This window comes from Mycolicibacterium duvalii, assembly GCF_010726645.1.
Taxonomy (GTDB): Bacteria; Actinomycetota; Actinomycetes; order Mycobacteriales; family Mycobacteriaceae; genus Mycobacterium; species Mycobacterium duvalii.
The window spans coordinates 2,232,397-2,252,507 of record NZ_AP022563.1; the positions used below are offsets into that span (position 1 = coordinate 2,232,397).

The following is a 20,111-nucleotide window of genomic DNA, read 5'->3' on the forward strand; positions in this document are numbered from 1 at the left end:
CGCCGCGGGCGCAGGCCGGGAAGGACGCAGCAGGTGCGCGTAGTGGTGATGGGGTGTGGCCGCGTCGGCGCGTCGCTGGCCGACGGTCTGGCCAGGATCGGTCACGACGTCGCGGTGATCGACAGGGACAGCACGGCCTTCCACCGGCTCTCCCCCGACTTCTCGGGTGAGCGCGTGCTGGGCATGGGTTTCGACCGCGACGTTCTGGTGCGTGCGGGCATCGAGAGCGCGTCCGCGTTCGCCGCAGTGTCCTCCGGCGACAACTCCAACATCATCTCCGCGCGGGTGGCCCGGGAGACGTTCGGCGTACAGCGCGTCGTGGCGCGCATCTACGACGCCAAACGCGCCGCGGTCTACGAGCGCCTTGGTATCCCGACGGTGGCCACGGTGCCATGGACCACCGACCGGTTGCTCAACGTGCTCATGCGTGACACCGAGACCACCAAATGGCGCGACCCCAGCGGCAACGTCGGGGTGACCGAACTGGCGCTGCACGAAGGATGGGTCGGTCGGCGCATCTCTGACCTGGAGGCGGCGACGTCGGGGCGGGTCGCGTTTCTGATCCGGTTCGGCGGGGGCCTGCTGCCCGACGCCAAGACCGTGGTGCAGTCCGGCGACCAGGTGTATCTGGCCGCGATCTCCGGGCACATCGCCGAGGCGCTGGCCATCGCGGCGCTGCCACCCAGCGAGGACCCGGAGGGCTAGTGATGAAGGTCGCCATCGCCGGCGCGGGTGCCGTCGGCCGTTCGATCGCCCGGGAACTCGTCGACGCGCACGAGGTCACCCTGCTGGAGCGCAATCCCGAGCACATCGACGTCACGGCCATCCCCGCGGCGCACTGGCGGCTCGGCGACGCCTGCGAACTCAGCCTGCTGGAGTCGGTGAAGCTCGAGCAGTTCGACGTCGTGATCGCCGCCACCGGCGATGACAAGGCCAACGTCGTGCTCAGCCTGCTCTCCAAGACCGAGTTCGCGGTGCCCCGGGTCGTCGCCCGGGTCAACGACCCGCGCAACGAGTGGCTCTTCGACGAGGCCTGGGGCGTCGACGTCGCGGTCTCCACACCGCGCATGCTCGCGTCGTTGGTGGAGGAGGCGGTGTCCGTCGGTGACCTGGTGCGGCTCATGGAGTTCCGCAAAGGCCAGGCGAATCTGGTCGAGATCACGCTGCCGGACGACACGCCGTGGGGTGGCAAGCCGGTCAAACGACTGGAACTGCCACGCGATGCAGCACTGGTGACGATCCTGCGCGGAGCGCGGGTCATCGTGCCCGAAGCCGACGAACCACTCGAGGGCGGCGATGAGTTGTTGTTCGTCGCGGTCACCGAGGTCGAAGACCAGTTGCGCGCCCAGTTGCAGCGCCCACCGAGTCGGTGAGGCCTCAGTCCTGTTCGCTGACCACTTCGTCGGGCCGGTCATCGCCGACGGCCCGGTCGTCGACGGCGCGGTGCTCGCGCAGCGCCCGCTGGGCGGACCGGATGGCCAGGTAGGTCACCAGCGCCGCCACCGCGGTCAGCGGCCACCCCATCGCGATCCGCGCGACACCCAGCCAGCCCGTCTGATCGGCGTCGTAGAGGTGCCGCTGCACCACGAACCGCGACGCGAACACCACCACCCACACCACGGTCGCCAAGTCGAACGCGCGTACCGCGGCGCCGACCTCACGCCAGTCCCGGGCGGCGGCGTTGACCCACCCCCAGATGAACCCGACGATCGGCTTGCGGATCATCACCGAGACGGCGAAGACGACCGCCCAGAACAACGAGGTCCAGATGCCGAGCAGGAAGTAGCCCTTGGACGCGCCTACCAGGTAGGCGATCAGTGCGCTGATTCCGACGGCGAAGAAGCCGGAGATGGCCGGCTGCGCCGACTCGCGCCGGATCAGCCGCCAGACCAGGATCAGCGTCGCCACGCCCATCGCGGCGCCGATCGCGGGCATCAGACCGAACGCCGACGAGACGGGTACGAAGACGACCACGGGCAGCGACGAGTAGATCAGGCCGCTGACGCCGCCCATCTGCTCGAGAACCGCCGCACCTCGCGGCGGGGAGCTCTGCGTGCCCGGCTCGGTGTCCGGGTCGCTCACTTCTGAATCTCGTAGTGCGGGTTGTAGATCGCCTTGGCGCCGTTGTCGAGCTTGCCCACCCGGCCGTGCACCTTCAGTGTCCGTCCGGATTCGATGCCCGGGATGCGGCGCTGGCCGAGCCAGACCAGCGTCACCGAGTCGGTGCCGTCGAACAGCTCGGCCTTGACGCCACCGGCGCAGCTCTTGCCGTTGCACTCCACGCTGCGCAGCGTGCCGATCATCGTCACCTCCTGGCCGCGCTGGCAATCGATCGCCTTCTGCGCGCCGGTGTGGGCGACGTCCTCGGACAGCTCCTCGACGTCGAGTTGTTCCGGGTCCTCGGTCAACCGGCGGGTGAGCCGTCGCAGGTAACCCTCGGCCGTGGCCATGGCTTCTCCTGACCTTCTGTCAATCCGCTGTGGGGTATTACCCCAACAAACGCCACGCTAGACCTGTTGGTTCCCAGATGCTAACTACGGGTGGGGTCGACACACCGGGAGGTTCCCGACCGGGCACGATCGTGGTCATGGCGGTCGATCTGCGCGGTGTCACCACCGTTCTTCTCCCCGGCACCGGCTCCGATGACGACTTCGTGGACCGGGCCTTCCGGACTCCTCTCCGGGCCGCCGGCGCGCACGTGGTGACGCCCAAACCGCAGCCGCACCGGCTGATCGCCGGGTACCTCGACGCGCTGGCGCATGCGGCGGCGCGGTCGGGACCGATCGCGGTGGGCGGGGTGTCGATCGGCGGCGCGGTCGCGCTGGCGTGGGCACTGGCCAATCCGACGCGGGCCGTCGCGGTGCTGGCGGCGCTGCCGGCGTGGACCGGCGCACCGGAGCCCGCCCCCGCCGCACAGGCGGCGCGCTATTCGGCCCAGGCGCTGCGCCGCGACGGACTGGCCGCCACCACCGCGCAGATGCGGGCCTCGAGCCCGCGGTGGTTGGCCGACGACCTCACCCGGTCGTGGGCCGCGCAGTGGCCCGCATTGCCCGACGCGATGGACGAGGCCGCCGGCTACACCGCCCCCACCGCCGCAGAGCTGCACGGTCTCGGCGTGCCCCTGGCGGTGGTGTCGGCCAGCGATGACGCGGTGCACCCGCTGCGGGTCGGGGTCGAGTGGGTGACGGCGGCTCCGCACGCGGCGCTGCGCACCGTGACGCTCCAGCAGATCGGCGACGATCCGGCGATCCTGGGGGTGCAGTGCCTGGCGGCCCTGGCCGAGGCCGACGGCGGCGACGCGGCCTGATCGCGGCTGCGCGCCTCAGCCGCCCATGCTGGTGCGCAACTGCTGCATCGCCGACCCCAGCGTGCCCTGGCGGGCAGCCGGCTGAGGCGGCTGTTGCTCCTGGGGCGGCGGCACAGGCTGACCGGCGGCCTGCGCCTGCTGCGCGGCGGCCTGCTCCTGCGCCGCGGCCAGTTGCGCGGCCATCGGCTCGGGCAGTTGCACGGTCAGCGGGGTGCGCACCGGCAACGGCGTATCGCCACGACGAACGACGGTGTCGGCCAGTGCATTTCGCGCCTGTTCGCTGAGCTTGCCGATATGGTCGGCGGGTCCGTTGACCACGCAGCGAACCATCCAGCGGTACCCGTCGACCCCGATGAAGCGGACGACCGTCGAACCGTCTCCGGCGGTGCCCACGACCTCCCGGCCCCACGGGCCGTCCTCGATGCTGACCCGCGACACGTCCTTGCGCAGCGACTCGGCCAGTTCAGCGGCCACTTCCCGCCACAGCCCGCTCGACTTGGGCGCCGCGTAGGCCGCGATGGTGAACCGCCCGTTCGGGGTGACCACCCAGATCGCGCTGGGCACGCCGCTCTCGCTCAGCTCCACCTGAACCTGGCCGCCCTCGGGCATCGGGATCAGTACCGACCCCAGATCCAGGCGGGCCACCGCGGCGACCGCCGGGTCGTCGAAGTCGTCGATGTCGAACGGGCCTTCGAGCTCCTCGCCCGCCTCTTCCTGGGCCGTCGGCGCGCCGTCATCCCCGTCGCGATGTCGTTTCAGTGCTGCCATTTCGCGCTTTCCTCACTTCTCACAGGCTCGCGTGTCCCCCTGATGACCCGTGACCACCGTCGCCGCGCGTGGTACCGGACAACCCCGCCTCGTCGAACGATGTCACCTCGACCAGCTCGGGCAGCTCTACGCGCTGCACCAGCAGCTGGGCGATGCGATCCCCGCGCCGGATCGTGATCGGGGTGACCGGATCCAGGTTGATCAACGACACCTTGACCTCACCCCGGTAACCGGCGTCGATGGTGCCTGGACTGTTCACGATCGAAAGACCCGCGCGCGCAGCCAATCCGGACCGGGGGTGCACGAGACCGACCATGCCATGCGGTATCGCCACAGCGATTCCGGTCGACACCAGCGCCCGCGCCCCGGGCGCCAGCTCGACGTCTTCGGCGCTGAACAGATCGACGCCGGCATCACCGTCGTGCGCACGACTGGGCAGCGGCAAGCCGCGATCCAGCCGAACAACCGCGAGAGAGGTGGACACGACGTCAAAGACTACTCTTGGCCGCGTGTCCGACACGCGCGCCACGACGCAATCGCTGCGCTACCGCGAGCGCCTGCGCGTTCCCTGGTGGTGGTGGCCGCCCGCGATGGGTGTGGCCGCCTTGATCGCGGTGGTGTTCCAGCGGGGCCTTCCCGCCCTGCCCGACTGGGTGCCCTTCGTCGTGCTGTGGGCGGTGACCGCTGTGGTCCTGCTGCGGCTGGGGCGCCTCGACGTGCGTGTCGTCGAAACCGCCGGCCAGACCCAGCTGTGGGTGGGCGACGCGCATCTGCCGGCATCGGTGATGGCCCGCACAGCCGAGGTGCCCACGACCGCCAAGTCCGCGGCGTTGGGCCGGCAGCTGGATCCGGCCGCCTACGTGGTGCACCGCCCGTGGGTGGGCCCGATGGTCCTGGTGGTGCTCGACGACCCCGAGGACCCCACCCCGTACTGGCTCATCAGCACCAGACGGCCGGACCGGGTGCTGGCGGCGCTGAAGTAGCGCGCTGCAGATGTTCGGGTCAGGCCGCGCAATCCGAGCAGATCATCATCCCGTTCTTCTCGCTGGCCAGCCGGCTGCGGTGATGCACCAGGAAGCAGCTCGAACAGGTGAATTCGTCGGCCTGTTTCGGAATCACCCGCACCGAGAGCTCCTCGCCGGAGAGATCGGCACCGGGCAGCTCGAAGGATTCGGCCGTCTCGGATTCGTCGACGTCAACGACAGCCGACTGAGCTTCGTTGCGCCGCGCTTTCAGTTCCTCGAGGGAATCCTCGGAAACGTCATCGGTCTCGGTGCGCCGTGGGGCGTCGTAATCGGTAGCCATCCTCGTCCCCTCTTGGAAGCTCACGTGAAGCTTGTGCAGCGTTGCTTTGTACCAGCGTCGAACGCATCCGCAAAACGATTCGTGCCCGAATTTCCACCCCATCCACTGTGATTTACCTCACATTAGTCGGGTTACGCGCGTTCACGCCGGTCGGGGCCTCGCGCCCGGCCCTCTAGAGTGCTCAACGTGGTCGCGCAAATCACCGCCGGGACGGCGTTCGACAAACACGGCCGGCCGTTCCGTCGCCGCAACTTCATGCCCGCAGCGGTGCTGTTCGCCGTGCTCGCGGTCATCACGGTGCTGGTGTGGGTGATCGCCCTGTCCCGGCCCGCCGACGTCCGGGAAGCCGCGGCCTGCAATCCGCCCCCGGCCCCCGCCGAGCCCAACGCCGAGATGCCCCAACTGGAACCGGTGTCCCGCCAGGCGATGACCGACGTGATGCCGGCCAAACTCGCCGACACCAGGATCCGGGTGCTCAACGCCAGTGGGCAGGGCGGTCAGGCGGCCGAGGTGGCAGGCGCCCTGCGCGATCTGGGGTTCGCCGAACCCGAGGCGGCCAACGATCCCCTCTACGCGACCGCGCGGCTGCAGTGCCAGGGCCAGATCCGGTTCGGCCCGGCCGGGCAGGCCGCGGCCGCCGCGGTCTGGCTGGTGGCCCCGTGCACCGAGCTCTACCGGGACCAGCGCACCGACGACTCGGTCGATCTGGCCATCGGCACCGACTTCGAAGAGCTGACCCGCAGCGACGACATCGAAGCCGTGCTGGCCAGTCTGCTGCCCGACGCAACCCAGCCCGCGGACCCGTCGCTGCTGAGCAAGATCCACACCGGCACCTGCTGACCCCCGGTCACGCGGTGTCGGTCACGCCGCACCGCTGCAGCAGAGCGTGGAGGTCGGCGCTGATGCCCGGCCCGGCGGCCACCACCAGACCGGAACCGGTCGGGTCGGACGGCAGCCGCAGCCGGGCGCCGGCCTCCGCGGCGATCAAGGCGCCGGCGGCCCAGTCCCAGCGCTGCACGCCGTCCTCGTAGTAGCCGTCGAGCCGGCCCGCCGCGACCATGCACAGATCCAGCGCGCACGAACCGATCCGGCGCAGATCACGCACCGACGGCAGCAGTTCGGCGACGACGCGCCCCTGGCGCTCGCGACGCGCACGCTCATACGAGAAACCGGTCCCGATCAGCGCGGTCGCCAGGTCATCGGCGCGGCTGCACCGCAGGGTGGTGCTGATCCCGCGCCGGCGCACCCGGGCACCGCGGCCCGCCGCGGCGGAGTAGATGGCGCCGCCGGCCACGTCGGCCACCGCCCCGGCCACCGACAGGCCGTCGCGCTGCACGCCGACCGACACCGCGTAGGCCTCGATCCCGTAGAGGAAGTTCACGGTGCCGTCGATGGGGTCGAGCACCCACGTCAGTTCGCCGTCGCCGCCCGCGGGTCCGCCCTCCTCCTCGCCGAGAATCCGCTCCCCCGGTCGGAGTTCGTTGATCCGTGTCCGCAGCAGCCGCTCGGTCTCGGTGTCGACGACGGTCACCGGATCGGTGGGCGTGCTCTTCGTGCGGACGGCGTCAGCTGCCCGGGAGGCCGGTCGGACATCGTCGCCGAATACCTCCTGACGCCGCCGCAGGACGAATTGAGCCGCCTCCGTGGCCAACTGCTCGGCCACGTCGCGCAAGAGATCCGGTCGGCTGTCCAGAGGGGTCATGGAGCCATCGCAGCACACCGGACCGGCATGCGTGACCGCCACCGCCGGCCGAGCCGAGCCGATAGTGTGGCGGGCACTCAACACACCGGCAGAGGAGCTTGCATGGGGGCGACAGGGTCGGCACCGCGCCGCGGGTTCGGGATCGACGTCGGCGGCAGCGGGGTCAAGGGCGGGATCGTCGACCTCGACACCGGGTCGTTGATCGGTGACCGGTACAAGCTGCTGACCCCGCAACCGGCCACTCCCGAGGCGGTCGCGGCCACCATCGCCGAGGTGGTCGAGCACTTCGGGTGGGACGGGCCGCTCGGGGTCACCTACCCCGGAGTGGTGGCCGACGGGATCGTGCGCACCGCCGCCAATGTCGACAAGGCCTGGATCGGCTGCCACGCCGCACAGGTGATCGGGGATGCACTGCCGGGCCAGCGCGTCACCGTGCTCAACGATGCCGACGCCGCCGGTCTCGCCGAGGAGCGCTACGGCGCCGGGCGCGGCCACACCGGCGTCATCGTGCTGCTCACCTTCGGCACCGGGATCGGCTCGGCGGTCATCCACAACGGCGCCCTGCTGCCCAACACCGAGTTCGGCCACCTCGAGGTGGGCGGCAAGGAGGCCGAGCACCGCGCGGCCAGCTCGGTCAAGGAAGCGCAGGGCTGGTCCTACGAGCGGTGGACCAAAGAGGTCACCCGGGTGCTGGTGGCCATCGAGAACGCGATCTGGCCAGATCTGTTCATCGCCGGCGGAGGCATCAGCCGCAAGGCCGACAAGTGGATCCCGCTGCTGCAGAACCGCACGCCGGTGGTCGCCGCGGCGCTGCGGAACAGCGCCGGCATCGTCGGCGCTGCGATGGCCGCGGAGGCCGACGTCACCGCTACTGCGCGGTAACTCCGGCAAATCCGCACGGAGGCCGGTGCGAGGCGGCGCGCGGATTTCGCCGCCGGGCACGGACCGGCCCGCACTGTCGTTACAATGGTCATCGGCGACCGCCCAGCCCACACCGCGGCGGAGCATCCCGAGATTGAGATCACGCCGACATCGACATAGCCGACCCAATTTCGGTGGCGCATGACTGCGCCCCGAGACCGCACGACCGAGAGGGTGTACGTGGCAGCGACAAAGGCAAGCCCGGCAACCGACGAGCCGGTGAAGCGCACCGCCACCAAGACACCAGCGAAGAAGGCTGCCCCGGCGAAATCGGCCAACGGTTCCGCGCCGGCGAAGAAGGCCGCCAAGGCCGCCCCGGCCAAATCCGCCAAGTCGCGTGCCGCCAAGTCGGCCGACGCACCCGCATCGCGCGGCCGCGCCAAGAAAGCGACCGCGTCGGCGACCCCGGAAGCCGCCGACGACGACCTCGCTGGTGGGGCCGCCGAGGACCTCGACGCCGAGCCCGGTGACGACCTCGAGGCCGAGGACACCGACATCGATCTCGCCGACATCGACGTCGACGACGCCGGCGACAGCTCCGAGGAAGAGTCCGCCGACGGTGACGCCGACGCCACGCCGAAGGCGGGCGCGGCGGCCAAGACCGACGACGCCGACGACGACATCGACGAGCCGTCGGACAAGGACAAGGCGTCGGGCGACTTCGTCTGGGACGAAGAGGAATCCGAAGCGCTGCGGCAGGCCCGTAAGGACGCCGAACTCACTGCCTCGGCCGACTCGGTCCGCGCCTACCTCAAGCAGATCGGCAAGGTCGCGCTGCTCAACGCCGAGGAGGAGGTGGAGCTCGCCAAACGCATCGAAGCCGGCCTGTATGCCACCCAGCTCATGGCCGAGTACGCGGAGAAGGGCGAGAAGCTGCCCGCCGCGCAGCGCCGGGACATGATGTGGATCTGCCGCGACGGTGACCGCGCCAAGAACCACCTGCTCGAAGCGAACCTGCGTCTGGTGGTGTCGTTGGCCAAGCGCTACACCGGTCGCGGCATGGCGTTCCTGGACCTCATCCAGGAGGGCAACCTGGGTTTGATCCGCGCCGTCGAGAAATTCGACTACACCAAGGGTTACAAGTTCTCGACCTACGCCACCTGGTGGATTCGGCAGGCGATCACCCGCGCGATGGCCGATCAGGCCCGCACCATCCGTATCCCGGTGCACATGGTCGAGGTCATCAACAAGCTGGGCCGCATCCAGCGCGAGCTGCTGCAGGACCTGGGCCGCGAGCCCACACCTGAGGAGCTGGCCAAAGAGATGGACATCACACCCGAGAAGGTGCTGGAGATCCAGCAGTACGCTCGGGAGCCCATCTCGCTGGACCAGACGATCGGCGACGAGGGTGACAGCCAGCTCGGCGACTTCATCGAGGACAGCGAGGCCGTGGTGGCCGTCGATGCGGTGTCCTTCACCCTGCTGCAGGACCAGCTGCAGTCGGTGCTGGAGACGCTCTCCGAACGCGAGGCCGGCGTGGTGCGGCTGCGATTCGGCCTCACCGACGGCCAGCCCCGCACACTCGACGAGATCGGCCAGGTCTACGGGGTGACGCGCGAGCGCATCCGCCAGATCGAGTCCAAGACCATGAGCAAGCTCCGTCACCCCAGCCGCTCGCAGGTCCTGCGCGACTACCTGGACTGACGAGACTCCGCTGCCCTCGTCGCGCATGAGGGCAGCGGAACAGCATTGAGCCGAACGACTTTCGGTTCAGCCGGGTCGGCTCACCTCGCGTCGCCGGACCGGCTGCCGCCGCCGCTGCCGGCCGATCCTCCGTCGCCGCCACTGCCACCACGGCTGCCCGCCGGGCCGCTGCCCGACGAGCCGGACGCGCCCGAGGTTCCTGCGGCGCCGTCACCCGAAGGCCCGCCGTCACCGCCGCGACCGCCGGCGCCGCCACGGCCTCCGCCACCGACCGCGCCGTCGTCACCGTCTGCGCCGGCAGCGCCCTGTTCGCTTCCTGCGCCGCCGCGGCCGCCCGTGCCGCCGATGCCACCGTCGCCGCCCACACCGCCGACTCCGCCGCGTCCGCCGTTGCCGCCGGCACCGGCCTCGACCGGGCCCGCGTCCGGGTCGGACACATCGGCTCCGCCCCTGCCGCCATCACCCCCGGTACCGCCCACGGCGCCGTCGCCACCGGTGCCGCCGGCACCTCCGAGGCCGCCGGCGCCGCCGTCGCCGGTGAGGCGGCCACCGCGGCCGCCCGCTCCGCCGTTGCCGCCGGGGGTGCCGTTGAGGCCGGCCGCACCGGTTCCGCCGGCGCCGCCGTCGCCGCCGACGCCGCCGAAGCCGAGGCCCTGGCCGATCTTGACGTCGCCTCCGGCCCCGCCGTTGCCGCCGCGGGCCCCGGTGCCACCGGCGCCGCCGTTGCCACCGGCGTTGCCGAACACCCCGGCGCCCGGGCCGGTGTCCTGGGCCAGCCCGGCGTCCCCACCGTCGCCGCCCGCGCCGTAGCCGGCCCCGTTGCCGCCGTCGCCGCCGGCGCCGCCGATCGTCCAGGTGTGGCGGGGGCTGAACCATGAGGTCGTGCCCTGGCCCTTGCCGCCCCGGCCGCCGGCCTGGTCCGAGCCCGGCCGACCGTCCGCACCCCGCCCGCCGTCGCGCCCGGTCAGCACATCGTCGACGACGTCGTTGGAGTAGGGCACGCCGGTGTCGCCGAGATAGTTCGGAAGTCCGGTGGCGGCCTGCCCGCGACCGGCGAAGTTCACCCCGTCGAAGCCCGCGCCCCCGGCGCCGCCGTTGCCACCTTTTCCGCCGTTGCCGTGCAAGCGTCCCGCGGCCCCGCCGGCGCCGCCGTGGCCGCCGGCGATCCCGACGGTGCCGTCCGCGCCGTGTCCGCCGTCGCCGCCGTCGCCGGTCGTCGCGAACAGTCCGGCCCGGCCGCCGTCGCCGCCGTCCTGCCCGGGGTGAAAGCCGTCGCCACCGCGACCGCCATTACCGCCAAACAGGCCCCCGTTGCCACCATTGCCGCCCCGTGCACCGTCGCCGCCGTTTCCGAACAACAGCCCGCCGTTGCCACCCCGGCAGGCAGCACCCTCGCAGTCGTCGGGGGCATCGAGTCCGTCGCCGATCAGCCAGCCCCCCGGGCCGACCATCGGACGTGCGGGCGCCGCGGCGAAAGTCAGCTGTCCGGCGGAGTCGGAGTCCCGAGTGTTCCCGGCGCCCGCCGACTCGAGCCACCAGAATGCCGGCTGAGCTGCCGATTCGATCTCGAGCACAGAATCGGCGGACGCCAGCGCGATCTCGGCTCTGCTGATGTCAGCCGGGCTGGGATCGAAGCCGAAAAGCAAACCCACCCCGATCACGGTTGCGCCGCCGGTCCCGGCAAGAAGCCAGTGCCGAATCGCGCGCCCGTCGTTCGCCTGTCCTGCCTCCGGCCGAAGCGCCATGCGCTGCTCTCCCCTCCGCTGAGCACCATCGCTTGCTGGAATTTAACATGGCAAATTGTCCATGCCGTCAACGCAGGCGTGGCTCAGCGGGTCGGCGCGTCGAAGTTCAGCGCTTGCGTTCGCGCACTTTGTACGTCGAGGGCCACGATTCCCGCGTCTCGTCGCCGACCAGAGGCACACCCTTGCTGCCGATCCGGACGTCGTAGGCTTCCTTGCCCGGACCGGCTTCGCGGTTGGCGTGCTCGGTGGCCAGATAGATCAATTGGTCGATCTCGGCTTCGGCGAACGCGACGAACGTGGTCTTGCGGACGATCTCCTCGGCTGGGGGCACCATCCGGTCGGGAAGCACGCGGCTCAGCAGAGCGGCGACACCCAACAGCGAGAACGGCACCACCCAGTAACAGATGAAGGACAGTGGCGTTCGGGTGTCGAGGATGGTCGCGTCGCCGTACACCAGGGGCGGGATCGCCGACGAGACCGTCATGCCGGCGAATGCCGCGATCCAAATCCAGGTCAGGACACCGGTGATGCGCGCGAACACGTCGCTCTCCACCACCTCTTTGGGCTGGCCCACTTCGGCGAACTCGCGCACGAACGGCTTGCCGATCAGCGCTCCCACCAGCGCCACCAGGAAAATGCCGGCGCTGCTCAGCGGCTGCAGCCAGCGCTCCAGAAACGACTGGCTACCGACGAAGGTCAGTACGGTCAGCAGCAGAAACGTTGCCAGCGCACCGATTTCCAGGGTCCGTCCGGCCGCGTTCCGAATCTGCGCGACGACGAATACGGCGACCGCCACCGCGAGCGCGACCAGGACGGCCGTACCAAAAGGTACGTTGCCGACCAGAACCCAGTAGACGATCCAGGGTGCAAAGCCAGAAAGAATGCCCACAGGTGGGCAGTGTATTGAGTCACGACACCGCCGCGGACATGCCCTGCGTCACGCCGGCGCGATCGGGCCGAACAGCCCGTCTCGGCCGGGCAGGTAGGGAGTGACGCGGATCACAGCTTGGATGGGCAGTTCTCCGTACAAATGCGGGAACACCATGCCATCGGGATCGGTCGGGACCCCTGGTTCCCACCGAACAGGAGAGGTGAGCCGTGCCGCGTCGACGCGCAACAACAGCAGGTCTGTGCGACCGGCATAGAGGCGGTTGGCGGGCAGATGCGCCTGAGCGGGTGTGGACAGGTGAACGAATCCCACCGAAGCCAGCGACTCGGGCCGGTGCACGCCGCGTTCCTGTGCTTTCGCCCAGTCGGCGGTGCTGCACAGGTGCACCAGCACGCCCCCGGCGCGAGTTTGGTTCATACTGCCGTTCCGTCCCTGTCGCAATTCGGCTGCCGGTGAAACACGACACACCTGTAAACCCCCGGGGAACAACGCCGGAAGCCCAAACGTCTGACAGAGTAAGAGATACGTCGCTACACCCCATGGAGGTGCCATGACCGCAACGCTGACCAGTCCCGAACTGACCAAGGCTGATCGCTGCGATCGTTGCGGCGCCGCCGCACGGGTTCGCGCCAAGCTGCCGTCGGGGGCGGAACTGCTGTTCTGCCAACATCACGCCAATGAGCACGAGGCCAAGTTGATCGCCATGGCCGCCGTCCTCGAGGTGAGCCCGGTGGAGGCCTAGCCGTCGATCGACCATGCTGGTCTGGTCATGGGTGACCAGTCAGCGGCGCAGGCGAAGCGGTCGTCATCCCGTCACCACCTTCGTCACCTGACCGTCCGCACACTGTCGAAAAGCTGGGACGATTCCATCTTCTCGGAATCAGCTCAGGCTGCGTTCTGGTGCGCGCTGTCGCTGCCGCCGCTGCTGCTGGGCATGCTCGGCAGCCTGGCCTACGTGGCTCCGCTGTTCGGCCCGGATACGTTGCCGACCATCGAGAGCCAGCTGATCAGCCTGGCCGACCGGTTCTTCTCCCCCAATGTGGTCGTCGAGATCATCGAACCCACGGTGCGCGACATCATCCTGGGCGCCCGGGGGGAGGTCGTGTCGCTCGGTTTCGTGATCTCGCTGTGGGCGGGCTCCTCGGCGATTTCGGCGTTCGTCGACTCGATCACCGAGGCGCACGGCCAGACCGAACTGCGGCACCCGGTGCGGCAGCGGTTCTACGCCCTGGGCCTGTATGTGGTGATGCTGATCGGCGCGATCCTCGCGGCGCCGTTTCTGGCCCTGGGTCCGCGCAAGGTCGCCGAGTTCATCCCCGACAGCTGGGACCGCGCGCTGCAGTTCGGTACGTATCCCGTGCTGTTCCTCGGGCTGCTGGTCGCGGTGAACGTGCTGTACCGGGTTTCGCTGCCCCGACCCCTGCCCTCGCATCGCCTGCTCCTCGGCTCGGTGCTGGCGGCCGTGGTCTTCCTGATCGCCACGTGGGGGTTGCGGCTGTACCTGACCTGGATCACCAGCACCGGCTACACCTACGGCGCACTGGCCACTCCGATCGCGTTCTTGTTGTTCGCCTTCTTCCTCGGTTTCGCGATCATGATCGGCGCCGAACTCAACGCCGCGGTCGAAGAGGAATGGCCGGCCCCCGACACCCACGCCAACCGGCTGCGCAACTGGCTGGAGGGCCGTGGTGCCACGGTTTCCGACGACAGCGGAGGGACCGGTCGCGCTACTTCTTGAGCTGCTCGTAGATGCGCTTGCAGTCCGGGCACACCGGCGAGCCGGGCTTCGCAGAGCGCGTCACCGGAAACACCTCACCGCACAAGGCGACGACGTGGGTGCCCATCACCGCGCTCTCGGCGATCTTGTCCTTCTTCACATAGTGGAAGAACTTCGGGGTGTCATCGTCGGTCCCGTCGTCGACGCGTTCGTCGGTGTCGGTGCGCTCGATCGTCTGGGTCTCCATGCGCCTATTGTGCCCGGCTGTCGATCGGTAAGAAATGCGGCGGGTCCGCACCGCTGCAAATATGCGACAGTGGAGTCATGACATCGCGACCGGATCAGGGTCACGCGTGCGTGACCACGATCTGAACTTCGACGACGACGGACGCCCGGTCCTGATCACCCGGGCCGCACCCGCCTACGAAGAGCAACACCGTCAGCGAGTACGGAAGTACCTGACGTTGATGTCGTTCCGCATCCCCTCGCTGATCCTGGCCGCGGTCGCCTACGGCATCTGGCACAACGGGCTGATCTCGCTGGCCATCATCGTCGCCGCGATTCCGCTGCCGTGGATGGCGGTGTTGATCGCCAACGACAGGCCGCCGCGCACGGCCGAGGAGCCGCGACGCTACGACTCGCCGCGCCGGATCCCGCTGTTTCCGACTGCCGAGCAACCGGCGATCTACAGCCGCTCGGTCACCGAGACGCCGCAATCGGGCACCGCGGAATTCCGCGACGATCGTCCGAGCTGAGCCGCTTCTCTTCCCTTTCTCAGCACATTCTCAGGTCGTCGGCGAAAAACCGCAGATCAGAACGTGTGAAGGCCTCCAAAGCCGGGAACTCAATGCGCGTCTAGGGCGTTGTAAGTCTCGAATGTTCCACCCGATCAGGAGGCCGTCATGGCAAATGCCACCACCAGCCGCGTTGACCAAGACCTGGACGCTCAGAGCCCAGCCGCAGACCTGGTGCGGGTGTACCTGAACGGAATCGGCAAGACCGCGTTGCTCACGGCCGCCGATGAGGTCGAGTTGGCCAAGCGGATTGAGGCGGGGCTGTATGCCCGGCATCTCCTCGAGACGCGGAAACGCCTGGGTGAGAACCGCAAACGCGATCTGGCCGCGGTCGTGCGGGATGGCGAGGCGGCGCGGCGGCACCTGTTGGAGGCCAACCTGCGCCTGGTGGTTTCGCTGGCCAAGCGCTACACCGGTCGCGGTATGCCGCTGCTGGATCTGATCCAGGAGGGCAACCTGGGTCTGATCCGCGCGATGGAGAAGTTCGATTACGCCAAGGGTTTCAAGTTCTCCACCTATGCCACCTGGTGGATTCGGCAGGCCATCACGCGCGGCATGGCCGATCAGAGCCGCACCATCCGACTGCCTGTGCACCTGGTCGAACAGGTCAACAAGCTGGCCCGGATCAAGCGGGAGATGCACCAGCACCTGGGCCGCGAGGCGACCGACGAGGAACTGGCCGAGGAGTCGGGCATTCCGGTGGAGAAGATCAACGACCTGCTCGAGCACAGCCGCGACCCCGTGAGCCTGGACATGCCGGTCGGCAGTGACGAGGAGGCTCCGCTGGGCGACTTCATCGAGGACGCCGAGGCCATGTCGGCTGAGAACGCGGTGATCTCGGAGTTGCTGCACACCGACATCCGCTACGTGCTGGCGACACTCGACGAGCGCGAGCAGCAGGTGATCCGGCTGCGGTTCGGGCTCGACGACGGCCAGCCCCGCACGCTGGATCAGATCGGCAAGTTGTTCGGCCTCTCGCGCGAACGTGTGCGTCAGATCGAACGTGAAGTGATGGCCAAGCTCCGCAACGGTGAGCGGGCCGACCGCCTACGCTCGTACGCGAGTTGACCTTTTTCATCACGAGGGCCCGCCGATCGGCGGGCCCTCGTGCTGTACCTGCGATGTGGCGCGCGTCGCCACACGAAGCGCGCTGTTCAGGTGTGCGAAACGGTAGACTCGCCCGGGACGGAGGGTGTGCCATGAATGATCTAGTCGATACCACCGAGATGTACCTGCGCACGATCTACGACCTCGAAGAGGAGGGCGTGATCCCACTGCGCGCGCGCATCGCCGAGCGTCTCGAACAGAGTGGCCCCACCGTCAGCCAGACCGTTTCCCGCATGGAGCGCGACGGACTCTTGCACGTCGCCGGCGACCGGCACCTCGAGCTCACCGACAAAGGTCGGGCGTTGGCGGTGGCCGTGATGCGCAAGCACCGGCTGGCCGAACGGTTGCTCGTCGACGTGATCGGGCTGCCCTGGGAGGAAGTCCACGCCGAGGCCTGCCGCTGGGAGCACGTGATGAGCGTCGATGTCGAGCGGCGTCTGGTGCAGGTGCTCGACAACCCGACCACGTCGCCGTTCGGTAACCCGATTCCCGGACTGTCCGAACTCGGTCTTGGCGACCAGCTCATCGACGAAGCGTTCAACCTGGTGCGCCTGACCGAGCTGCCTGCGGGTATGCCCGTCGCCGTGGTGGTTCGCCAACTCACCGAGCACGTCCAGGGCGATGTCGAATTGATCAGCCGGCTCAAGGACGCCGGCGTTGTGCCCAACGCCCGCGTGACGGTTCAGCTCAACGACCACGGCGGGGTCATGATCGTCATCCCCGGCCACGAGCAGGTCGAACTGCCTCACGACATGGCGCATGCCGTGAAGGTCGAAAAGGTCTGAGCCGTTCAGCCCGCGCGGCGTCCGAACAGGCGCCGCGGCGGTAGCCGTACCCCCAGCTGCCGAGCCAGCCGGTACCCGGTGCGTGCCAATTCGCGGATCTGCTCGGGTCGCATCCCGGACTGCAGGGCAGTATCGAGCATGCCCGCCATGGTGTGCTCCGGTTCGCATCTCAGGGCCGCGTCCAGCGCGATGCCGGCCAACGGACCGTCGCCACGCGCATAGGCCGAAAAGGCCAGCAACACCAGTGCTTCCACTCGCCACGGCGCCGGCAGCCGGCGTGACAGATCGGCCCACAGCGCCTCGGCGACCCCGGCCTTGTCGCCGACGGCGAGTGCATAGAGCGTGTCCCGCACCCGCGGATCGGTCACCGCCCACGCCAGGCGCGCCGAGTCCTTGTCGCTGAGAGCATGTCCGTCGTCGATCTGGGCGGCACACTCCAGCGCGTGCTCGATGTCCGCGCGCGCCTGGGACTGCGGGCGCTGCGGATCGATCGCGCCGGACTCGACGATGACAGCACCCAGTGCGGCGCTCCGAACCGGATCGGCGACAGCGACGACGTCCACCAGTTCAGCGCGCCGGGAATAGAGGCGGCGGCCGTCGAGCACGGCGGCCGCGGCGATCGGAGAGGCATGGGGGTCCTCCACCACACCCGAGCTGCCGCAGCCGTCAGCGCAGTGCCACCGCGCACCGGCGGCCACCTGCTCGACGACGTGCACCGCGAAGAGATCGACGTCGCGTTCCCGCAACTCGGCGTCCAGCAGCTGAGACAGCTCGCGATGCTCGTCGGCGCACACCAGGCAGCCGGCGCCGACCTCGTCGACGAGGACACCGATGGCGATTTCGGCCCCGGACATGGCGGCCAGCTCCGCCAGTCGGGGCAGCGAGCCGAGCAGCTCGTCATCGAGGTCGGCACGCAGCACCGCCCCCATCTGACCGTCGGCGGCGGTGACGAGCACGAGCGATCGTTCGGGGACGAATCCGAGCACGGCAGGCAGTGCCGCGATGAGGGAACCAGGGCGGTCGATCGGATAGTCAGACGGCGAAGAAGTGGTCATAGCGCAAACTTCCCAACCGGCTCCGACGCCACGGCGACGTCGCCGGGCCCGCGCGCGCGAACTGGGGATGAACCCGACATTGGGGATAACACCGCGCTCCGCGGCCCGCCCGGCTGATCCGGGCCGTCACGACCCGTTTCCACCCCGCCGATGCAGGGTAAACGCACAGGACCCCGGCGGGAATGTCGCACCGGCATGTGTACGTTCGACATACCAGACGACCAGGCAGCGCATGCGAGACACTGGTACCGCCAGACCTGAGACGGTGCCGCCGTCACAGCTAAGTGGGCGAGGAGGCGAGAACCATGGGTGATCATGACGAAGATCCCAGCCAGCACTATCAGCCTGAGCAGACCGGCATGTACGAACTGGAGTTCCCGTCCCCGCAGCTCACCGCGCCTGACGGCCGGGGACCGGTGCTCATCCACGCCCTCGAGGGCTTCTCGGATGCGGGCCGCGCCATCAAGCTGGCCGCCCAACACCTGAAGAACACGCTGAACACCGAGCTGGTGGCGTCGTTCGCCATCGACGACCTGCTCGACTACCGGTCGCGGCGTCCTCTGATGACGTTCAAAACCGATCACTTCACGGGTTACGAAGAACCCGAACTGAACCTGTATGCACTGCACGACAGCGTCGGGACACCGTTTCTGCTGTTGGCCGGTCTCGAACCGGATCTGCGGTGGGAGCGATTCATCACCGCGGTGCGGCTGCTGTCGGAACGCCTCGGCGTGCGTCGGGTGATCGGACTGGGCTCCATCCCGATGGCCGTCCCCCACACCCGGCCGATCACGATGACCGCGCACTCCAACGACAAAGAGCTCATCGCCGATCACCAGCCGTGGGTCGGTGAAGTGCAGGTGCCCAGCAGCGTGTCCAACCTGCTGGAGTTCCGGATGGCTCAGCACGGCCACGAAGTCGTCGGCTATACCGTGCACGTGCCGCACTACCTGGCCCAGACCGACTATCCGGCTGCCGCGGAGAGCCTGATCTCCGAAATCGCCCGATCAGCCTCGCTGGACATCCCGACCGGCGAACTGGCACAGGCCGCCGCCGAGCTCTACGAGAAGATCAACGAGCAGGTGGCCGGGAGTCCCGAGGTTGCTCAAGTGGTGGACGCTCTGGAGCGCCAGTACGATGCATTCGTCGCCGCTCAGGAGAACCGATCCCTCCTGGCCCACGACGAAGAACTGCCCAGCGGAGAAGAACTCGGCGCCGAGTTCGAGCGATTCCTCGCCCAGCAGACCGGTGACAAATACCGCAAGGACGGGGAAAATCCCACCGATTCTCCCTGATCGGACCCGACGGGGGGCGACGTGACCGCGACGAACGACCGGCCGCGATGACCGGACAGCCACCCCGTCTGCGGCGCGTGCGCGACCTGACACCGACGCTCGACTACCGGACCATCCACGGATACCGCAGGGCGTTCCGGATCGCGGGCACCGGGCCGGCGATCCTGTTGATCCACGGCATCGGCGACAATTCCACGACGTGGAGCGCCGTGCAGGGCGCGCTCGCGCAGCGCTTCACGGTGATCGCACCCGATCTTCTGGGTCACGGCCGGTCCGACAAACCGCGCGCGGACTACTCGGTGGCGGCATACGCCAACGGGATGCGCGACCTGCTCAGCGTGCTCGATATCGACCGCGTGACCGTGGTGGGTCACTCTCTCGGCGGTGGTGTGGCCATGCAGTTCGCCTACCAGTTCCCGCAATTGGTGGAACGACTGGTCCTCGTCGGGGCCGGCGGGGTTACCAAGGACGTCAACGTCGCGCTACGCGCCGCGTCGCTACCGCTGGGAAGCGAAGCTCTGGCGTTGCTGCGGTTGCCGCTGGTCCTGCCTGCGCTGCAACTGCTCGGTCGCCTCGGCGGTGCCGCGTTCGGTTCCACCGGTCTGGGCCGCGACATCCCGAACATGTTGCGCATTTTGGCCGATCTGCCCGAACCGACCGCGTCCTCGGCATTCGCCCGCACTCTGCGCGCAGTGGTGGACTGGCGCGGACAAGTGGTCACGATGCTCGACCGGTGCTACTTGACGCAGTCCGTTCCGGTGCAACTGGTCTGGGGCCGTTGTGATTCGGTGATCCCCGTCGCGCACGCCGACCTCGCCCACGCCGCGATGCCTGGCTCTCGACTGGAGATCTTCGAGGACTCGGGCCACTTCCCGTTTCACGACGACCCGGACCGTTTCGTCGAGGTGGTGGAGCACTTCATCGATTCCACCGAACCGGCGGTCTATGACCAGGATTATCTCCGGGACCTGCTCCGGGACGGGATCCGCGAGGCGGCGATCACCGGGCCCGTCGGTACCCGCGTCGCGGTGCTCGACGCGCTGGGCACCGACGAACGCAGCGCAACCTGACCTGCCC

Annotated in this window: 25 protein-coding genes; 14 read left to right on the top strand and 11 right to left on the bottom strand. The window is 69.0% G+C overall.

Features of this window, described 5'->3' with window-relative positions; genetic code table 11:
* Positions 1 to 33: 33 nt before the first annotated feature.
* Together G6N31_RS10405 and G6N31_RS10410 are read left to right on the top strand one after the other, a co-directional pair.
* On the top strand, positions 34 to 705 hold the full coding sequence (locus G6N31_RS10405; RefSeq protein WP_098001872.1) for a potassium channel family protein: 672 nt from the start codon (positions 34 to 36) through the stop codon (positions 703 to 705).
* 2 nt (positions 706 to 707) lie between these two features.
* On the top strand, positions 708 to 1,373 hold the full coding sequence (locus G6N31_RS10410) for a potassium channel family protein (protein ID WP_098001873.1): 666 nt from the start codon (positions 708 to 710) through the stop codon (positions 1,371 to 1,373).
* Between the two features lie 4 nt (positions 1,374 to 1,377).
* On the opposite strand, the gene G6N31_RS10415 is transcribed toward G6N31_RS10410, so the two are convergent.
* Together G6N31_RS10415 and G6N31_RS10420 are read right to left on the bottom strand one after the other, a co-directional pair.
* Positions 1,378 to 2,082 carry a DUF3159 domain-containing protein gene (locus G6N31_RS10415; RefSeq protein ID WP_179964287.1) on the bottom strand — a complete coding sequence of 235 codons (705 nt, stop codon included), beginning with the start codon at positions 2,080 to 2,082 and terminating at the stop codon, positions 1,378 to 1,380.
* Positions 2,079 to 2,450 (bottom strand): OB-fold nucleic acid binding domain-containing protein, encoded by a 372-nt coding sequence (locus G6N31_RS10420; RefSeq protein WP_098001874.1) that lies wholly within the window; start codon positions 2,448 to 2,450, stop codon positions 2,079 to 2,081. Before G6N31_RS10420 ends, G6N31_RS10415 begins: the two co-directional genes overlap by 4 nt.
* A 137-nt stretch (positions 2,451 to 2,587) precedes the next feature.
* On the opposite strand from G6N31_RS10420, the gene G6N31_RS10425 reads away from it, so the two are divergent.
* Entirely contained in the window at positions 2,588 to 3,307 is a 720-nt protein-coding gene (locus G6N31_RS10425) for an alpha/beta fold hydrolase (protein WP_098002040.1), read from the top strand.
* 15 nt (positions 3,308 to 3,322) lie between these two features.
* On the opposite strand, the gene G6N31_RS10430 is transcribed toward G6N31_RS10425, so the two are convergent.
* Positions 3,323 to 4,075 carry a DUF3710 domain-containing protein gene (locus G6N31_RS10430; protein WP_098001875.1) on the bottom strand — a complete coding sequence of 251 codons (753 nt, stop codon included), beginning with the start codon at positions 4,073 to 4,075 and terminating at the stop codon, positions 3,323 to 3,325.
* Between the two features lie 19 nt (positions 4,076 to 4,094).
* A complete protein-coding gene (gene dut / locus G6N31_RS10435; protein ID WP_098001876.1) occupies positions 4,095 to 4,559 on the bottom strand; it encodes a dUTP diphosphatase in 465 nt (154 codons plus the stop codon).
* A 25-nt stretch (positions 4,560 to 4,584) separates the two neighbouring features.
* Here dut and G6N31_RS10440 point away from each other — a divergent pair, with 25 nt between their 5' ends.
* Complete coding sequence (locus G6N31_RS10440) at positions 4,585 to 5,058, top strand: DUF3093 domain-containing protein (protein WP_098001877.1); 474 nt, start codon at positions 4,585 to 4,587, stop codon at positions 5,056 to 5,058.
* 19 nt (positions 5,059 to 5,077) lie between these two features.
* Here G6N31_RS10440 and G6N31_RS10445 read toward each other — a convergent pair whose 3' ends face one another.
* A complete protein-coding gene (locus G6N31_RS10445) occupies positions 5,078 to 5,380 on the bottom strand; it encodes a DUF4193 domain-containing protein (RefSeq protein ID WP_043408120.1) in 303 nt (100 codons plus the stop codon).
* A 186-nt stretch (positions 5,381 to 5,566) separates the two neighbouring features.
* On the opposite strand from G6N31_RS10445, the gene cei reads away from it, so the two are divergent.
* The gene (gene cei / locus G6N31_RS10450; protein ID WP_098002041.1) at positions 5,567 to 6,220 is read left to right on the top strand and encodes an envelope integrity protein Cei; all 654 of its coding nucleotides are present in this window, start codon (positions 5,567 to 5,569) and stop codon (positions 6,218 to 6,220) included.
* A gap of 7 nt (positions 6,221 to 6,227) precedes the next feature.
* Here the strand turns inward: cei and G6N31_RS10455 are convergent, their stop codons facing one another.
* Positions 6,228 to 7,082, bottom strand: coding sequence for an inositol monophosphatase family protein (locus G6N31_RS10455; RefSeq protein WP_098002042.1), 855 nt, complete (start codon positions 7,080 to 7,082; stop codon positions 6,228 to 6,230).
* 102 nt (positions 7,083 to 7,184) lie between these two features.
* Between G6N31_RS10455 and ppgK the strand changes: the two genes are divergently transcribed.
* Together ppgK and G6N31_RS10465 are read left to right on the top strand one after the other, a co-directional pair.
* Positions 7,185 to 7,964: a polyphosphate--glucose phosphotransferase gene (gene ppgK / locus G6N31_RS10460; RefSeq protein WP_098001878.1), complete on the top strand. Its 780-nt coding sequence runs from the start codon at positions 7,185 to 7,187 to the stop codon at positions 7,962 to 7,964.
* 219 nt (positions 7,965 to 8,183) lie between these two features.
* Positions 8,184 to 9,647, top strand: a complete 1,464-nt coding sequence (locus tag G6N31_RS10465; protein WP_234815173.1) for an RNA polymerase sigma factor — start codon at positions 8,184 to 8,186, stop codon at positions 9,645 to 9,647.
* 80 nt (positions 9,648 to 9,727) lie between these two features.
* Here the strand turns inward: G6N31_RS10465 and G6N31_RS27640 are convergent, their stop codons facing one another.
* The 3 genes from G6N31_RS27640 to G6N31_RS10480 all read right to left on the bottom strand — a co-directional run bounded on the left by G6N31_RS27640 (position 9,728) and on the right by G6N31_RS10480 (position 12,698).
* Positions 9,728 to 11,299, bottom strand: a complete 1,572-nt coding sequence (locus G6N31_RS27640) for a hypothetical protein (RefSeq protein WP_272938766.1) — start codon at positions 11,297 to 11,299, stop codon at positions 9,728 to 9,730.
* A gap of 199 nt (positions 11,300 to 11,498) precedes the next feature.
* Positions 11,499 to 12,281 (bottom strand): hypothetical protein, encoded by a 783-nt coding sequence (locus G6N31_RS10475; RefSeq protein WP_098001880.1) that lies wholly within the window; start codon positions 12,279 to 12,281, stop codon positions 11,499 to 11,501.
* Between the two features lie 48 nt (positions 12,282 to 12,329).
* Positions 12,330 to 12,698 carry a DUF952 domain-containing protein gene (locus G6N31_RS10480; RefSeq protein WP_098001881.1) on the bottom strand — a complete coding sequence of 123 codons (369 nt, stop codon included), beginning with the start codon at positions 12,696 to 12,698 and terminating at the stop codon, positions 12,330 to 12,332.
* A 133-nt stretch (positions 12,699 to 12,831) separates the two neighbouring features.
* On the opposite strand from G6N31_RS10480, the gene G6N31_RS10485 reads away from it, so the two are divergent.
* Positions 12,832 to 13,023, top strand: a complete 192-nt coding sequence (locus tag G6N31_RS10485; RefSeq protein WP_098001882.1) for a DUF7455 domain-containing protein — start codon at positions 12,832 to 12,834, stop codon at positions 13,021 to 13,023.
* A 27-nt stretch (positions 13,024 to 13,050) separates the two neighbouring features.
* Complete coding sequence (locus tag G6N31_RS10490; RefSeq protein WP_098001883.1) at positions 13,051 to 14,019, top strand: YihY/virulence factor BrkB family protein; 969 nt, start codon at positions 13,051 to 13,053, stop codon at positions 14,017 to 14,019.
* On the opposite strand, the gene G6N31_RS10495 is transcribed toward G6N31_RS10490, so the two are convergent.
* Positions 14,009 to 14,245, bottom strand: coding sequence for a DUF3039 domain-containing protein (locus tag G6N31_RS10495; RefSeq protein ID WP_098001884.1), 237 nt, complete (start codon positions 14,243 to 14,245; stop codon positions 14,009 to 14,011). The two genes, G6N31_RS10490 and G6N31_RS10495, sit on opposite strands and share 11 nt — an antisense overlap.
* A gap of 106 nt (positions 14,246 to 14,351) precedes the next feature.
* Here G6N31_RS10495 and G6N31_RS10500 point away from each other — a divergent pair, with 106 nt between their 5' ends.
* The 3 genes from G6N31_RS10500 to G6N31_RS10510 all read left to right on the top strand — a co-directional run bounded on the left by G6N31_RS10500 (position 14,352) and on the right by G6N31_RS10510 (position 16,684).
* A complete protein-coding gene (locus tag G6N31_RS10500; protein ID WP_234815174.1) occupies positions 14,352 to 14,753 on the top strand; it encodes a DUF3099 domain-containing protein in 402 nt (133 codons plus the stop codon).
* 147 nt (positions 14,754 to 14,900) lie between these two features.
* Complete coding sequence (gene sigB, locus G6N31_RS10505; RefSeq protein ID WP_098001886.1) at positions 14,901 to 15,860, top strand: sigma-70 family RNA polymerase sigma factor SigB; 960 nt, start codon at positions 14,901 to 14,903, stop codon at positions 15,858 to 15,860.
* A 131-nt stretch (positions 15,861 to 15,991) separates the two neighbouring features.
* The gene (locus G6N31_RS10510) at positions 15,992 to 16,684 is read left to right on the top strand and encodes an iron-dependent transcriptional repressor DtxR (RefSeq protein ID WP_098001887.1); all 693 of its coding nucleotides are present in this window, start codon (positions 15,992 to 15,994) and stop codon (positions 16,682 to 16,684) included.
* A gap of 5 nt (positions 16,685 to 16,689) precedes the next feature.
* On the opposite strand, the gene G6N31_RS10515 is transcribed toward G6N31_RS10510, so the two are convergent.
* Positions 16,690 to 17,739 carry a DUF4192 domain-containing protein gene (locus tag G6N31_RS10515; RefSeq protein WP_098001888.1) on the bottom strand — a complete coding sequence of 350 codons (1,050 nt, stop codon included), beginning with the start codon at positions 17,737 to 17,739 and terminating at the stop codon, positions 16,690 to 16,692.
* A gap of 305 nt (positions 17,740 to 18,044) precedes the next feature.
* Here G6N31_RS10515 and G6N31_RS10520 point away from each other — a divergent pair, with 305 nt between their 5' ends.
* Positions 18,045 to 19,034 carry a proteasome assembly chaperone family protein gene (locus tag G6N31_RS10520; RefSeq protein ID WP_098001889.1) on the top strand — a complete coding sequence of 330 codons (990 nt, stop codon included), beginning with the start codon at positions 18,045 to 18,047 and terminating at the stop codon, positions 19,032 to 19,034.
* A 47-nt stretch (positions 19,035 to 19,081) separates the two neighbouring features.
* Positions 19,082 to 20,104, top strand: coding sequence for an alpha/beta fold hydrolase (locus G6N31_RS10525; protein ID WP_098001890.1), 1,023 nt, complete (start codon positions 19,082 to 19,084; stop codon positions 20,102 to 20,104).
* The last annotated feature ends 7 nt before the right edge of the window (positions 20,105 to 20,111 follow it).

Coding starts and splice junctions, on each gene's coding strand:
- G6N31_RS10410 (WP_098001873.1), top strand. CDS start 708: ATGAAGGTCGCCATCGCCGGCGCGGGTGCCGTCGGCCGTTCGATCGCC.
- G6N31_RS10420 (WP_098001874.1), bottom strand. CDS start 2,450: ATGGCCACGGCCGAGGGTTACCTGCGACGGCTCACCCGCCGGTTGACC.
- G6N31_RS10425 (WP_098002040.1), top strand. CDS start 2,588: ATGGCGGTCGATCTGCGCGGTGTCACCACCGTTCTTCTCCCCGGCACC.
- G6N31_RS10430 (WP_098001875.1), bottom strand. CDS start 4,075: ATGGCAGCACTGAAACGACATCGCGACGGGGATGACGGCGCGCCGACG.
- G6N31_RS10445 (WP_043408120.1), bottom strand. CDS start 5,380: ATGGCTACCGATTACGACGCCCCACGGCGCACCGAGACCGATGACGTT.
- G6N31_RS10455 (WP_098002042.1), bottom strand. CDS start 7,082: ATGACCCCTCTGGACAGCCGACCGGATCTCTTGCGCGACGTGGCCGAG.
- ppgK (WP_098001878.1), top strand. CDS start 7,185: ATGGGGGCGACAGGGTCGGCACCGCGCCGCGGGTTCGGGATCGACGTC.
- G6N31_RS10480 (WP_098001881.1), bottom strand. CDS start 12,698: ATGAACCAAACTCGCGCCGGGGGCGTGCTGGTGCACCTGTGCAGCACC.
- G6N31_RS10485 (WP_098001882.1), top strand. CDS start 12,832: ATGACCGCAACGCTGACCAGTCCCGAACTGACCAAGGCTGATCGCTGC.
- G6N31_RS10490 (WP_098001883.1), top strand. CDS start 13,051: ATGGGTGACCAGTCAGCGGCGCAGGCGAAGCGGTCGTCATCCCGTCAC.
- G6N31_RS10495 (WP_098001884.1), bottom strand. CDS start 14,245: ATGGAGACCCAGACGATCGAGCGCACCGACACCGACGAACGCGTCGAC.
- sigB (WP_098001886.1), top strand. CDS start 14,901: ATGGCAAATGCCACCACCAGCCGCGTTGACCAAGACCTGGACGCTCAG.
- G6N31_RS10510 (WP_098001887.1), top strand. CDS start 15,992: ATGAATGATCTAGTCGATACCACCGAGATGTACCTGCGCACGATCTAC.
- G6N31_RS10515 (WP_098001888.1), bottom strand. CDS start 17,739: ATGACCACTTCTTCGCCGTCTGACTATCCGATCGACCGCCCTGGTTCC.
- G6N31_RS10520 (WP_098001889.1), top strand. CDS start 18,045: ATGGGTGATCATGACGAAGATCCCAGCCAGCACTATCAGCCTGAGCAG.
- G6N31_RS10525 (WP_098001890.1), top strand. CDS start 19,082: ATGACCGGACAGCCACCCCGTCTGCGGCGCGTGCGCGACCTGACACCG.